The sequence below is a fragment of the Acidimicrobiales bacterium genome, from assembly GCA_041394245.1.
Taxonomy (GTDB): domain Bacteria; phylum Actinomycetota; class Acidimicrobiia; order Acidimicrobiales; family Aldehydirespiratoraceae; genus JAJRXC01.
Window position 1 is genome coordinate 630,512 of record JAWKIR010000002.1, and the last position, 14,082, is coordinate 644,593.

The 14,082-nt window shown below is 66.6% G+C and carries 10 protein-coding genes; 9 read left to right on the plus strand and 1 reads right to left on the minus strand.

Going from position 1 to position 14,082, the window contains the following annotated elements; all coding sequences use genetic code 11:
* Nucleotides 1-24: 24 nt before the first annotated feature.
* The 9 genes from rpsA to R2707_03205 all read left to right on the plus strand — a co-directional run bounded on the left by rpsA (nucleotide 25) and on the right by R2707_03205 (nucleotide 12,611).
* Entirely contained in the window at nucleotides 25-1,461 is a 1,437-nt protein-coding gene (gene rpsA / locus R2707_03165) for a 30S ribosomal protein S1 (GenBank protein ID MEZ5244070.1), read from the plus strand.
* Between the two features lie 236 nt (nucleotides 1,462-1,697).
* On the plus strand, nucleotides 1,698-2,699 hold the full coding sequence (locus R2707_03170) for a hypothetical protein (protein ID MEZ5244071.1): 1,002 nt from the start codon (nucleotides 1,698-1,700) through the stop codon (nucleotides 2,697-2,699).
* Nucleotides 2,700-2,704: 5 nt separating this feature from the next.
* Nucleotides 2,705-3,988 (plus strand): P-loop NTPase, encoded by a 1,284-nt coding sequence (locus tag R2707_03175; protein MEZ5244072.1) that lies wholly within the window; start codon nucleotides 2,705-2,707, stop codon nucleotides 3,986-3,988.
* A 118-nt stretch (nucleotides 3,989-4,106) separates the two neighbouring features.
* Nucleotides 4,107-5,525, plus strand: a complete 1,419-nt coding sequence (locus R2707_03180; protein ID MEZ5244073.1) for a CpaF family protein — start codon at nucleotides 4,107-4,109, stop codon at nucleotides 5,523-5,525.
* On the plus strand, nucleotides 5,522-7,489 hold the full coding sequence (locus tag R2707_03185; GenBank protein ID MEZ5244074.1) for a type II secretion system F family protein: 1,968 nt from the start codon (nucleotides 5,522-5,524) through the stop codon (nucleotides 7,487-7,489). The genes R2707_03180 and R2707_03185 overlap by 4 nt, the downstream gene beginning before the upstream one ends.
* 7 nt (nucleotides 7,490-7,496) lie before the next feature.
* Entirely contained in the window at nucleotides 7,497-8,426 is a 930-nt protein-coding gene (locus R2707_03190; protein MEZ5244075.1) for a type II secretion system F family protein, read from the plus strand.
* A gap of 43 nt (nucleotides 8,427-8,469) precedes the next feature.
* Nucleotides 8,470-9,942 (plus strand): hypothetical protein, encoded by a 1,473-nt coding sequence (locus R2707_03195; protein ID MEZ5244076.1) that lies wholly within the window; start codon nucleotides 8,470-8,472, stop codon nucleotides 9,940-9,942.
* 64 nt (nucleotides 9,943-10,006) lie between these two features.
* Nucleotides 10,007-11,821: a GAF domain-containing sensor histidine kinase gene (locus R2707_03200; GenBank protein MEZ5244077.1), complete on the plus strand. Its 1,815-nt coding sequence runs from the start codon at nucleotides 10,007-10,009 to the stop codon at nucleotides 11,819-11,821.
* Between the two features lie 160 nt (nucleotides 11,822-11,981).
* Nucleotides 11,982-12,611: a response regulator transcription factor gene (locus tag R2707_03205; GenBank protein ID MEZ5244078.1), complete on the plus strand. Its 630-nt coding sequence runs from the start codon at nucleotides 11,982-11,984 to the stop codon at nucleotides 12,609-12,611.
* Between the two features lie 144 nt (nucleotides 12,612-12,755).
* Here R2707_03205 and R2707_03210 read toward each other — a convergent pair whose 3' ends face one another.
* The gene (locus R2707_03210; protein MEZ5244079.1) at nucleotides 12,756-13,931 is read right to left on the minus strand and encodes an IS481 family transposase; all 1,176 of its coding nucleotides are present in this window, start codon (nucleotides 13,929-13,931) and stop codon (nucleotides 12,756-12,758) included.
* Nucleotides 13,932-14,082 lie beyond the last annotated feature (151 nt).

Consider the following 14,082-nt stretch of genomic DNA (forward strand, 5'->3'; position numbering starts at 1 on the left):
AGCTCGATTCCCGAGAAAAAGTACATGACCGACACCTCCCTCGAAGAGACCCAGTTCGGGACCTTCGATTCCGAAGGCAACTACACCCCTCGCCAGATCATCGACACCGACCTCGGTGGCGTCGACATCGAGGAGGCCTACACGAGCACCATGGTGCTGGTGGAAGACGGGCAGCTCGTCACGGGCACCGTCGTGCGGGTCGACCAGGACGAGGTCCTGCTCGACATCGGCTACAAGTCCGAAGGCGTGATCCCGAGCCGTGAGCTCTCGATTCGCAACGACGTCGACCCCAGCGAGGTCGTGTCGATGGGCGATTCGATCGAAGCCCTCGTCATCACCAAGGAAGACAAGGAAGGGCGTCTCGTCCTCTCCAAGAAGCGCGCCCAGTACGAGCGTGCCTGGGGCAAGATCGAAGAGATCAAGGAAGCCGAAGGCATGGTCAAGGGCCCGGTGATCGAAGTCGTCAAGGGCGGCCTGATCATCGACATCGGCCTGCGCGGCTTCCTCCCGGCCTCGCTCGTCGAGCTCCGCCGAGTTCGCGACCTCCAGCCCTACGTCGGCAAGGAGCTCGAGGCGAAGATCATCGAGCTCGACAAGAACCGCAACAACGTGGTCCTCTCCCGCCGGGCGTGGCTCGAGGAGACCCAGAAGGAACAGCGCGACGCGTTCCTCGACGATCTCAAGCCCGGCGAGCGCCGGACCGGTGTCGTCTCCTCGGTCGTCAACTTCGGTGCGTTCGTCGATCTCGGCGGCATGGACGGCCTCGTCCACGTCTCGGAGCTGTCGTGGAAGCATGTCGACCATCCCTCGTCCGTCGTCACCGTCGGTGACGAGATCGAGGTGGAGGTGCTCGAGGTCGATCTCGATCGTGAGCGCATCAGCCTGTCGCTGAAGGCAACGCAGCAGGATCCCTGGCAGGAGTTCGCCGGATCGCATCGCGTCGGCGAGCTCGTCTACGGCCGGGTCACCAAGCTCGTGCCGTTCGGCTCGTTCGTCCAGGTGGGCGACGGCATCGAGGGTCTCGTGCACATCTCCGAGATGTCGGCGCACCATGTCGACCTTCCCGAGCAAGTCGTCACGCCGGGCGAGGAGCTGTGGGTCAAGATCATCGATCTCGACCTCCAGCGTCGCCGCATCAGCCTGTCGATCAAGCAGGCCGCCGAGGGCGGTCAGGTGGCGGCCGAGTACCAGGAGCACTTCGGCGACCATGCCTACGACGCCGAGGGCAACTACATGGGCGACGAGAGCTCCGAAGGCCAGCAGGCCTGGGAGGAGTACTACGCCACCGCCGGTGAGGACGCACCCGTGCCGGGGACGACCGAGGTCGACGAGGACGGCAACGAGTACGAGTACGACTACGTCGAGGAAGAGGTCGAGGTCGAGGTGACCGACGAAGCCGCTGACGAGACGGTCGACGCGACCACCGACGAAGTGGCGGACGAGGAAGCCGAACAGGGCTGACCCCGTTCCGTCCGGGCCTTCGGGCCCGGTAGCACGTGCAGAAACGGGCGCCCCCCACCGGGGCGCCCGTTTCGCGTTCCCGGTCAAGAACCGGGGGCGAGACGCCGTTGATGGGGAAGTCCTCCGGACTTCGCACGCGCATCGGGACCCAAGTCCCGGGCCAAACGCCTCAACTACGAGGCGGTGCTTCCGACAGGGGGACCGCAGAAGGTCACTCTCTCACCAACGAGGTTCCCGTGAGTTCCCGGAAGACACTCATCCTTATCGCTGCGATCGGCGTCGGCATCTTTGCCGGCATCGCGTTGCTCAACTACGTACGAGGCATCGAACGCGATGTCTACGAGGACGCTCAGCCGGTCGAAGTGCTGATCGCAACGGCGGACATCCCCAAGGGGACCCCCGTTGCACAGGCCCTCGAACTGGTCGAGCGCAGCGAAGTGCCGCTGAAGATCCGCCCGTCGACGTTCATCTCGCCGGACAACACGGATCCGATCACCGGTCTCGTCGCCGGTGGCGACATTCCTCGCAACCAGATCATCGTCGCCGGTCTCTTCATCGACCCGACGGTGCTCACCCAGTCGCTGCGCGACCAGATCCCGTCCGGCAATGTCGCCTTCTCGATGGAGGTCGACACGACCCGAGCGGTCGGCGGCTACCTCCAGCCCGGCGACGAGGTCAACCTCATGGTCAACCACGCCGGTGGCTGCGACGACGCCGGCGACGCCGGCGACGCGCTGGCCGACGAGCTCGCCCAGGAGATCGAGTCCGCCGCACAGGGCGAGAACAACTCGTTCGGCGGCATCGTCACCGCAGAGGTCTACTGCACCTACACGCAGCCGGCCCGGTACGTCTACCAACGGGTCGAGATCCTCGCCATCGGTGCCCGCCAGCAGCTCCAGACCGGAGCCGACGGCACGACCACGGCACTCACCCCGCAGGGCGGCACGATCACCTTCATGGTCCCCAACGAGGCCGCGCAGATCCTCGCCTCGGTCGCTCCGGAGGACGTCTACCTGACACTGCTCCCGGACGACTACGAGCTCGAGCCGCTGCCCGCCCTCACCCAGGAACTCATGTTCAACCGCACGCCCGCCGAGATCTCCGGCTGTGGCACCCCGTACGGCCCCAACGGCTTCATCGAGGGTGACGCCGAGACGGTTGCCGACGACGCGGTCGATCCGTTCACGGACTTCATCCGTAACCACTGCGCCCCGATCTGGGCCGAAAGCGGAGAGTGACCCAAATGTCGAGCTTCTTCACCGACGACACCAGCGCCGACGCGGCCCCCGCGTTCGGCGGTGAGGGCGAATCGTTGGTCCCGGATGCCTCCACCTCGGTGGACGGACTCCTGGGCTCGACACCAACCCCACCCGTCAATCTCGTCGTCATCGATCCCGACGACGTCGCCCGCAGCCGCATCGTCGAGACGCTCGGCAGCGACATCTCCAGCTTTCCGATGGTCGAGGACCTGATCCCGTACCTCAACGGTGAGCCCATCGTGATGGTGCTCGGTCCGAGCTGTGCCGTCGACGGCACCCTCAGCTCGGTCGAGCGAGTCACCCACGCCCACCGAGAGATCGGGGCCATCCTCGTCACCGAGGAGCTGACCACGAACCTTCTGCAGCAGGCGCTGCGCTCGGGCGTCAAGGACGTCCTCGCGTCGCCGGCGGATGCACATCAGCTCAACGAAGCCATCGGGCGGGTCGCCTCGTCGCTGTCGGCATCGCCCTCCGCTCCGGCGGGCGCCGACGACATCTTCGAAGACGACGGAGAGCTCGGCAAAGTCATCACGGTCTTCTCGACCAAGGGTGGCGCCGGCAAGTCGATGATCGCCACGAACCTCGGCGTCACGCTGGCCGGACGTTCCGACAAGCCCGTGTGCCTCGTCGACGCCGATCTCCAGTTCGGCGACATCGCCGTGATGCTGAAGCTCTCGCCTCAGCACACGATCGTCGATGCCGTCAGCTCTCTCGACCGTCTCGACGCGAGCCTCCTGCAGAACCTGCTGGTGACGCACGAGTCATCGGGTCTGCTGATCCTCCCCGCACCGCTCGAGCCGGCGTTCGCCGACCAGATCGGGGCGACCGAGATGATGCAGATCATCGAGGTGCTCCGGCGCTTCTGCTCGTTCGTCATCGTCGACACGCCGGCCTACTTCAACGACGTGGTGCTCGGAATGATCGAGGTCAGCGACGAGGTGCTCCTCGTGGCCGGCATGGACATTCCGAACATCAAGAACGTCAAGATCGGCCTGCAGACGCTTCGCCTGCTCAACACCCCGATGGAGAAGCTCCATCTGGTGCTGAACCGGGCGAACTCGAAGGTGAAGCTCGACGTCACCGAGGTGGAGCGCACGCTCCAGGTGAGCGCCGACATCCTGATCCCGAGCGACATCGTCGTGCCGCAGTCGGTGAACCGCGGCGTGCCGGTGGTGCAGAGCGCACCTCGCTCGGGTGTCGCCAAGTCGTTGGAGGACCTCGCGTCGATGTTCACACCGGCGACGAGCGGCAAGGGACGCAAGAAGTAGCAGCACTATCTGGACCGGCGGACGGCGCCGGATCCACCTGAACATCGCAACACACGTTCACGGACGAAACCGTTCATGACCACAAGGTCCGGGGCTGCCCGGGAGGAATGCACACACCATGAGTCTCTACAAGCGTCTCCATGAGGTCCAGCAGGGAGCGGACGACAAGGCCGCCGCCACCCCTGCGGCGGCGGGCAGCCTCGCCGCAGCCACTGCGGCCGCCAAGGCCGGCGGTCCGGCTCGCCGCGACCCCGTGCTCGACGAGCTCCGTCAGCGCATCCACCACAGCCTGATCGAAGAGCTCGGCCCGATCCTCTACGACAGCCGCCTCTCCGAAGAGGACCTTCGCAAGAAGGTGCACGAGCAGCTGCACCAGGCGCTCGCCCTCGAGCGGGCACCGCTGTCGGCCTCCGACAAGGCGCAGCTGATCCAGGACGTCTCCGACGACATTCTCGGCTACGGCCCGATCGATCCGCTGCTGCGCGACGACGACGTCTCGGAAATCATGGTCAACGGCCCCGACTCGGTCTACGTCGAACGCAACGGCAAGCTGACGAAGGATCCCGTGACCTTCGTCGACGAGGCGCATCTGCGCCGCATCATCGACAAGATCGTCGGCCAGGTCGGCCGTCGTATCGACGAGTCCACGCCGATGTGTGACGCCCGCCTTCCCGATGGCTCCCGTGTGAACGCCATCATCCACCCGCTGACCATCGGTGGACCCTTCCTCACCATCCGGAAGTTCAAGGCCGATCCGCTCCAGGTCGACGACCTGATCCGCTTCGGCACGCTCGACGCCAACGCAGCCCGCTTCCTGCAGGCCTGCGTCGTCGGTCGCCTCAACATGATCGTCTCCGGCGGTACCGGTACCGGTAAGACGACGACCCTCAACGTGATGTCGTCGTTCATTCCCGAGACCGAGCGCATCGTGACGGTCGAGGATGCCAAGGAACTGCAGCTCCACCAGGACCACGTCCTGTGTCTGGAGACCCGCCCGCCGAACATCGAGGGACGAGGCGCCGTCACCATCCGTGACCTCGTCAAGAACTCGCTCCGCATGCGCCCCGACCGCATCGTGGTCGGTGAGTGTCGTGCCGGCGAGGCCCTCGACATGCTCCAGGCCATGAACACGGGCCACGACGGCTCGCTGACCACGGTCCACGCGAACACGCCGCGAGACACGCTCAGCCGTCTCGAGACCCTGACCCTGATGGCCGGCTTCGACCTGCCGGTGCGAGCGATCCGGGAGCAGATGGCCTCCGCCATCGACGTGATCGTGCAGATCGCCCGCCTCCGTGACGGTTCGCGCCGCATCACCCACATCACCGAGGTGCAGGGCATGGAAGGTGACGTGATCACCCTCCAGGACGTCTTCCTCTTCGACTTCAGCGCAGGTGTCGACGACAACGGCCGCTACCGCGGTGTGCTGAAGCCGACCGGAATCCGGCCCAAGTTCGCCGAGAAGCTCACCGCCGAGGGCATCCGCCTCGGTCCGGAGACCTTCCAGCCGAACGGCGGGGGCATGGTCGCACAGTGAGCCTCCTGCGGAATTCCTCATCGGGCCGGGCCCGGACCCGCGGTGTGGCGGCGCTCCTCTCGAGCATGCTCCTCGTCGCCGGGGTCCTCCAGGTTTCGGTCGCTGCTGCCCAGGACGACACCGAAGCGGTGCCGACCGCGCCGCCCGAGCTGCTGCTGGTCAACACCGTCGCCGATCCGTTCGTGATCGTACGGTCCGCCGCCGAGCCGACCGACGTCGCCATCACCATCGGTGGCACCGACGCCGAGGCCGGGCGACCCACTCCCGTCACCGACACGGACCTGCCGATCCAGACGGCCATCGTCATCGACAACAGCGCCGCTGCCGAGGGCAACCTCCCGGCGTTTCTCGACGCCGCCACCGCCTACATCAGCGCGGCCGGCGACAACGAGCAGATCCAGGTGTGGACGAGCGGCGGCGCGCCCCGTCTGCGCGTGGGTCTCAACAACGACCACGAGCGCACCGAAGGCATCGTCGACGGCATCGTGGCCGGCGCAGGCGCCAGCTTGATCTACGACTCGATCCGCAACGCGGCCCTCGACTTCGACGGCAGCGGACCCGGCACGACGAACATGATCGTCTTCGCGGGCGCCGTCGACGGCGGCTCCGCCGCGACGGCCGGCGAAGCACGCGGCGCGGTGCAGGCCGCCGACGCATCGGCGTTCGCAGTCGCCACGAGCGACTCCGTGGTCGGAACGATGCAGTCGTTGGTCAGCTCGACCTTCGGCGGCGCGTTCGCAGCCACCGAGGACCCGGCCGAGATCGCCGGCTACGGCGGTTCGGTGTCGCAGGTGGTCAACCACACCTGGGTCATCCCGTTCGCATCCGAGGAACTCGGCGTCAACAACCAGATCACCCTGGCGATCGACGGCACGACGATCCGCGCCACGTACACGCCCGGATCGACGTCGGCCGGCCGGGCGCTGGCACCGTTCGCCGATCTCGGTGCCACCGGTGTCCCCGGCTTCGGCTTCCTCTCCGGTGACACGGGCCGCCTGCTCGGGCTCCTCCTCGGTGCCATCGCCGCGGGGCTCGGCGCCTACTCGATCGTTCTCCTGTTGCAAAAGGACGAGTCCGAACTCAACAGCGTGCTCCAGGCGTACAACGATCCGTACGCGAATGCGGCCGCCGCCGAAGCCGACGAAGCATCCGCCCTGTCGAAGAACGCGATCCTGAAGCGGGCCGTGCAGCTCACGGAGGACCTGGCCGAACGCCGGGGCTTCCTGACCCGCCTCGAAGCGACGCTCGAGCGAGCCGATCTCCCGCTGCGCGGCGGCGAGGCGCTCACCGCCGCCGCAGCCATCACAGCCGGTTTCGCCCTGCTGGGTCTCCTGCTGATGGGTTCGATCCCTGGCATGCTGGTGTTCGCCCTGATGGGTGGGCTCCTGCCCGGCTTCCTCGTCCGGATGAAGGCAAGTCGCCGTCGCAAGGCGTTCATGACCCAGCTGCCCGACACGCTCAATCTGCTGTCGTCGACGCTGAAGGCCGGCTACTCGTTCATGCAGGGCGTCGAAGCCGTTTCCCAGGAGATCGACGATCCGATGGGCAGCGAGCTCCGTCGCATCGTGACGGAGGCCCAGCTCGGTCGCCCGCTCGAGGACGCGATGGATGCATCGGCCGAGCGCATGGACTCGCCGGACTTCGCGTGGGCCGTCATGGCCGTGAAGATCCAGCGGGAGGTCGGCGGCAACCTCTCCGAGCTGCTGCTCACCGTTGCGGAGACGATGACCGAACGCGAGCGCCTGCGCCGGGACGTCTCGACGCTCACCGCCGAAGGAAAGATGAGCGCCATCGTGCTCGGCGCCCTGCCGATCCTGCTGGGCATGGCCATGTGGGCCATCAACCCCGAATACATCGACACCCTGTTCACCGACAGCTTCGGCAAGGTGCTCCTGGGTATGTCCATCTTCGCCGCACTCGCGGGGTTCGCATGGATGAAGAAGATCATTTCCATCGACATCTGAGGGCATCGTGTTCGAACTGTCACCCCAAATTGCAGCCGCACTCCTCGGTGGCGGCGTCGCACTCGCCATCTGGGCGATCGCGTCGCAGGCCCACGAGAAGTCGGTCGTTCGCGAGTCGCTGCGAGCGCTCGACGACTACGAGGTCGAGTCCGTCCGGGACCAGGAGCTCCTGAACCCGCTGACGGAGCGAGCCCTTCTGCCGATCCTCGGCGCTCTCACCAGCATCGGTCGCCGGCTGACCCCGGTCGGCTATGTCGACGGCGTCCGCCACAAGTACGTCCTTTCCGGGCGGCCGTCGCAGCAGCAGATCGATCGATTCCTCGCCGTGCGCGTGGTCACCGTCGTGCTCGTCCCGGTCTCGATCTGGTTCTGGTACATCTGGAACCCGTTGGCCCGGCACGGCATGACCCAGCTCGGCGGCAACGCACTGTTCTGCCTGGCGCTCCTGGTCGGGCCCGACGCCCGTCTGAACCGGGCTGTGGAAGACCGGCAGAAGTCGGTCCTGCGAGGTCTGCCCGACATCATCGACCTCCTCGTCATCAGCGTCGAGGCCGGTCTCGGTTTCGAGCAGGCCCTCCAGCGCACGATCGCCTCGGTTCCCGGCGCGCTGAGCGACGAGTTCGCTCGCATGCTCGGTGAGGTTCGCGCCGGTTCGACCCGTTCGGAGGCCATGCGAGCGATGGACGCCCGTATCGAGGTCCCCGAGATTCGCAGCTTCGTGCTGGCGATCCTGCAGGCCGACACCTTCGGCGTCTCCATCGGTCGTGTTCTGCGCGGTCAGGCCGAGGAGATGCGCATCAAGCGCCGTCAGCTGGCCCAGGAGAAGGCCCAGAAGGCGCCGGTCAAGATGCTCATCCCGATGGTGTTCTGCATCTTCCCCGCGCTCTTCACCGTGGTGCTCGGTCCGGCGATCATCCGGATCATGAACAACTTCTGAGCCGGGTGCGTCTCGTCGAGAGCGTCTGGCAGTCGGGGCGAACATGACCATCACGGAATCCATCGACACCTCGCCGGGCGATGAGGTCGACGGCGACTCGTCGCATCGCGAACCGCGGCCGGCGCTCCGGCTCGATCTCGGCGTGTTCACGGGGCTCGCAGTCACCCTCGTGGGTCTCGGGTTCGGCGCCAGCCGGATCTCCGACAACAGCTTCCTGACCCATCTCGCGACGGGCCGGGAGATGCTCGACAGCGGCGTGGTCCGCAACGACGTCTTCACCTGGACCTCCGGCGGCGAGGGCGTGGTGGTCCAGTCGTGGCTCGCGTCGTTCGTCTACGCGGTGATCGACGACCTTGCCGGGTTCCACGGACTCCGGATCTTCACCGCGCTGTTGGCGGCGCTGTTGGCGGCGATGGCCTGGCATCTCACCCGGGCGTCCGACTCGATCGTCACCCGCGTCGCCATCATGGTGCCGTTCCTCGCCGTCGGCCACGTCAACTGGACCGAGCGCCCGCTCCTCATCGCGTTCGCCCTCTTCGCCGCGATGATGCTCGTGGTCGAAGGCGAGGGGCGACCCCGGTGGCTCCTGGTGGCCGGTGCGGCGTGGGTCAACATCCACGGAAGCTGGCCGTTGGCGCTGGTGTATCTCGCGTCGCGCGCCCTCGGCGGCGCGCTCGACCGCGACGACGTGCGCACCGAGGTGCGCACCTTCGGCTATCTCGGTGTCGGAATGCTCGTCGGTGGGGTCGTGAACCCGTACGGCCCCTCGATGCTGCTGTTCCCGCTGGATCTCCTGGGTCGCCAGGAGGTGCTGTCGAACATCGTCGAGTGGCAGTCGCCCTCGTTCGACAGCATGTGGACGAGGGCGTTCCTCGTGCTCGTGCTCGGTTCGGTGGCGGCGCTCATGCGCAGCGGGCGCTGGCGCGACGCCCTGCCGGCGATCGTCTTCATCGCCGCGGCACTCGTCGGCCGGCGCAACATCGCCTTGGCGAGCCTGGTGCTGCTGCCGGTTCTGGCCCACGGACTCCCGTCGATCGGGCGACTGACGGCGGCGCGGACCAGCGATGCGATCCGACTCGGATGCGCGGCCGTCGCCGTCATGTTGTTCGTCATCCCGATCGCTGCGATCAGCGGCCCCCACGTCGACGTCGAGCGCTATCCCGAGAACGCGTTCACGGCGATGGAGGACGAACTCGGACTCGTGCCGGGCAACACCCGGATCATCCACCAGGACTTCGTCGGCAACTATCTCGACATCCGCTACGGCGATGCCGGGGCGACATGGATCGACGACCGCTTCGAACTCCACGACGCGTCGCTGGTCGAGGACTACCTCACCCTGCTCGACGGCGGACCGGAATGGAACGAGGTCCTCGAACGATACGACGCGGAGGCGATCGTCTGGCCCCGCGAGGGCGTGCTGACCGAGCTCGCGACCGGAATCGCCGGTTGGAGTGAGGTGTGGAGCGACGACGACTGGGTCGTCCTGTGCGCGCCGGGTCACCCGTCCTGCTGACAGTTCGACCGCGACAACTCCTTGCCAATCCCGTGATGCTGCCGATGGGAGACCAGTGGACATCATGAGCGACCTGCAGACGCCCAACGAGGCGTCCGTGGCCGATGCGGAACGCCTGCGTCAGCCATCGCCTCACCGCTCCAACTCGTGGTTGCGGCCGCTGGCTCGCATGGGTCGGGCCAGCGACGGCTACGACGTCGCGAATCCCGGGCCGGGGATGACCGATCGCGTCGACCGCGTCGCCGCGTTCGCCCCCGCGATCCTCGCGATCCGGTGGGGCATGACCGCGGTTTCGCTGGCGCTCTCCGCCTCGGCGTTCGTGAACTCCGACTGGGAGATCGTGCTGTGGTGCATGACGCTCGTCAGCTACACGGTCATCCGTACCGTCAGTCCGCTTCGCTACACCGGTGACGTCCGCTCGCTGCTCCAGGTGGTGCTCGAGATCGCGCTCCACGTCGGCGCGGTCGCTGCGACCGACTATTGGGAGTCGCCGTTCGTCTTCTCTCTGATGACGGCGATCATCGTCGCGGGCTTCGCCCGTGGCTTCGGATTCGGTCTGCGTATCGCGATCGGCGCTGCGCTCGCGATCAGTCTCGGCGACGCAGCCCGTCCCAGCTACGAGTTGCAGGACCTCCGCATCACGCTCCAGTGGTCGGCGGTGCTGCTCCTGGTCGGCGTGGTCGCAGGCTACGCACGCCGCATCAGCGGCGAGGCGGACCGTCAACACTCCCTCGCGCTGGACCGCCTCGACCGACTGTCCGACGCCAACGCGCTGCTCTTCTCCCTGCATCGCGTCGCCCAGACCCTGCCGGCCTCGCTGGATCTCGGCGACGTCCTCGACACCACGGTCGCTCGTCTGCGCGGTCTCGTCGACTTCGATGCCGTCGCCATCCTGGTGTTCGACGACACCGATGCCAGCTGGCAGGTCATCCGGCGGGAGGGCGCGGTGCTGCCGGCTCGTCTCGGGCCGACCGAACTCCCGCGGCCGCTGATGGACGCGATGTCCAGCAACCGCCTGATCGAGGAGCCCGACCTGTCGCAGCCGCGCGGCCCGGGGATCTCACCGACGTCGTCGTCGGGCCTCTACACCGTCCTGCCTGCCCGCGGCTCCATCATCGGCCTTCTCGCCGTCGAGTCGCGCCAGCCGAATGCGTTCGGTCGCCGAGACGTCGAGTTGCTCAACGGGTTTGTCGAACCCGTCGCCCTCGCGATCGACAACGCTCGCTGGTTCAGCCGCCTGCGCACGGTGGGCGCCGACGAAGAGCGGACGCGTATCGCCCGAGATCTCCACGACAACATCGGCCAGTCGCTGGCCTACCTCGCCTTCGAGATCGACCGCCTGGTCAAGAAGGAGAGCGAGGGCGAGGAACTCGGAGGATCGCTCGAGCAGCTGCGCAGTGACCTCCGTGGTGTCATCGGCGAGGTGCGCGACACGCTCTACGACCTGCGCACCGACGTGTCGGACCAGCTCGAGATCGGCGAGGTGCTCGAACAGTTCAGCGCCCGGGTCATGGATCGCACCGAGCTCGACATCCGGGTCTACGCCGATCGGAGCGGATCTCGACTTCCGTTGCTGCAAGAGCGCGAGATGTGGCGCATCGCCCAGGAGGCGCTCGTCAACGTCGAACGCCATGCGGAGGCCCGCGGCGTCGCGGTTCGCTGGCGCTGCGACGGAGAGGCGGCAGCGCTCGAGATCGCCGACGACGGCAAGGGATTCCCGGTCGGGAAGGCCGGTCGTCTGGACTCGTACGGGATCATGGGAATGCGGGAGCGGGCGTCGTCGATCGGTGCCAGGCTGGAGCTGCATTCCGAGGAAGGCCGCGGCACCGTGGTGCGCTGCTTCCTCCCCGCCGATCGCAACGCCGGACGGCGTTCGTGACCGCGACGCGCCGGATCGGGGGCGCCCTTCGAGGGTCGATGCCTAATGAACTGGGCCGTTCGACCGATGGAATCCCGGGCCGGAGAGGGCCCTTTGCCAAACGGCGGTCATCCCGACCGCCGCAGTATCGAGGAAATCAGGCACGATGACCATTCGATTGATGCTCGCTGACGACCACCGGATGCTCCGGGAAGGCCTCAGCCGTTCCATGTCGGAGCACGGCTTCGACGTCGTGGGGGAGGCCCGCGACGGTGTGGAAGCGGTCAACATGGCCTACGCCCTGACGCCGGATGTCGTGCTCATGGACGTCTCCATGCCGGAGATGGATGGCGTGGAGGCCTGCCGCCAGGTTCGTCTCGCCGTCCCGGGCACCAAGGTCGTCATGTTGACGATGCACGCCGACCAGGACGTGCTCGCCAACGCCATCCGCGCCGGCGCCTGCGGCTATCTCGTCAAGGACTGTTCGACCGAGGAGATCGCCGGTGCGGTCCGCATGGCCTCCAACGGCGACACCGCCCTCTCCCCCCAGCTCGCCGCCTCGATGCTCAACGAGGTGCGCAAGCTCGACATGGCACCGACCCGTGAGGATCGTGTCGTCACCAAGCGCGAAGAAGAAGTCCTCCAGCTCATCGCCGACGGATGCTCGACGTCCGAGGTCGCCGAGCAGATGTACATCAGCCAGAAGACGGTGAAGAACCACCTCGCGTCGATCTACCAGAAGCTCGATGCCCGCGATCGCACCCAGGCGGTCCTCCAAGCCGTGCGGATGGGCATCGTGTCGCTCGAGTAGTCGCCGGCGCCTCCTCTCCAGAACGCCACGAGTGCCGCCCTCCGGGGCGGCACTCGATGTTTTGGGGGTCCGACGCCGGTGGTGGGTCGTACGGCTCAGGGCCCGGGACTGTGATGTGTCATGACATCGGAAACCCTCGAACCCTCAGGTTCGGGGGTTTCTCGGTTTTCCGGTGGGTTGGTAGGTGCGGTTTGGGTCGAGTTCGAGGTGGCGGAGGAGTTCGCCGGTGGCGGTGGTGATGATGCGGATGTCGCGGTCGGCGATCAGCATCGTGATGGCGGTGCCGGCGTGTTCGCGGCCGATGCCGATCTTGTAGAGCTTGGAGTTGTAGCGGAGGGTGACTTTGCCGTAGTTGTCGACGCGGTCTTGGCGGATCCGGTAGTCGATCTTGGGGCCGGTGGCGGGTCCGGTTTTGGGGAGCCGGGTGTAGGCGGCGGCGGGGGTGGCGCGGCCGAGGCTGGCGTGGGGTCGGTGGTGGTTGTAGTGGTCCACGAACTCGTCGAGCAGCGCCTGGAGCTCGTTGATCGTGGCGGCGGTGCGGCGGACTCGGAGCCATTTCTTCATGGTCTGTTGGAAGCGTTCGACCTTTCCGCATGTGGTGGGGTGGTTCGGTCGGGAGTGTTTCTGATCGATGCCGAGGTCGGTGAGCAGCGTTTCGAAACGGTTCAACCCCGAACGGCCGCCGCGGGCGAATCGGGCGGTGTAGTACATGCCGTTGTCGGAGAGCACCGATGCCGGATGACCGTGCTGGCCTGCGGTTACGCGGAACGAGGCGATCACCGCGGGGGTGGTGACGACCGAGAACGCGGTGACGGAGAGGGCGTAGCGGGAGTGGTCATCGAGCCAGGTCAGTACCTCGATGTCGGTGTTGTCGGCGAGACGGATGTGGGTCATGTCGGTCTGCCATGTTTCGTTGGGGAGATCAGCCTGGAATCGGATGTAGGAAGATTTCGGTCGTTTACGTGGTGCCGGCGTGACGAGACCGGCCGCGACCAGATGACGGCGGATCGTGGAGACCGACACGGTCTCGCCGTGATGTTGTTGCAGATGCCAGCGGATCGTTTCGGGGCCGGCATCGAGACCTTGTTTGGTGAGGGTTCGCCGCAACTCGACGATGAGTTCGATCGTGTCCGTTGGTGTCGCGTTCGGCGACGATTTCGGTCGACGCGAGGCCGGCTCGAACGCGGTGTCGCCCTCGGCTTGATACCGGGCGACGAGTTTCGAGACCCAGCCCCGTGACACGCCATACAGACGAGCGACGTCAGCCTGGCTCAGGCCCTCGAGCTCCACCGCCAAGATGATCGACCTGCGCTTCGACATCCACCACGATCACCCCCGCAGTGTTTCCGATGTCGCGACACATGTGTTTCCGATGTGCTGAACTCACACACTCAGGGCCCGGGACCTCTGCCGGAAGAGTTGAGGCGAACGGTCCATCTAGGCCGAACGCCTCAGCTGCCGAAATAGAAGG

Bases quoted from the DNA above. Each gene is read 5' to 3' on its own strand.
- R2707_03210 (MEZ5244079.1), bottom strand. From the start codon at position 13,931: ATGTCGAAGCGCAGGTCGATCATCTTGGCGGTGGAGCTCGAGGGCCTG.
- R2707_03180 (MEZ5244073.1), top strand. From the start codon at position 4,107: ATGAGTCTCTACAAGCGTCTCCATGAGGTCCAGCAGGGAGCGGACGAC.
- R2707_03195 (MEZ5244076.1), top strand. From the start codon at position 8,470: ATGACCATCACGGAATCCATCGACACCTCGCCGGGCGATGAGGTCGAC.
- R2707_03175 (MEZ5244072.1), top strand. From the start codon at position 2,705: ATGTCGAGCTTCTTCACCGACGACACCAGCGCCGACGCGGCCCCCGCG.
- R2707_03200 (MEZ5244077.1), top strand. From the start codon at position 10,007: ATGAGCGACCTGCAGACGCCCAACGAGGCGTCCGTGGCCGATGCGGAA.
- rpsA (MEZ5244070.1), top strand. From the start codon at position 25: ATGACCGACACCTCCCTCGAAGAGACCCAGTTCGGGACCTTCGATTCC.
- R2707_03205 (MEZ5244078.1), top strand. From the start codon at position 11,982: ATGCTCGCTGACGACCACCGGATGCTCCGGGAAGGCCTCAGCCGTTCC.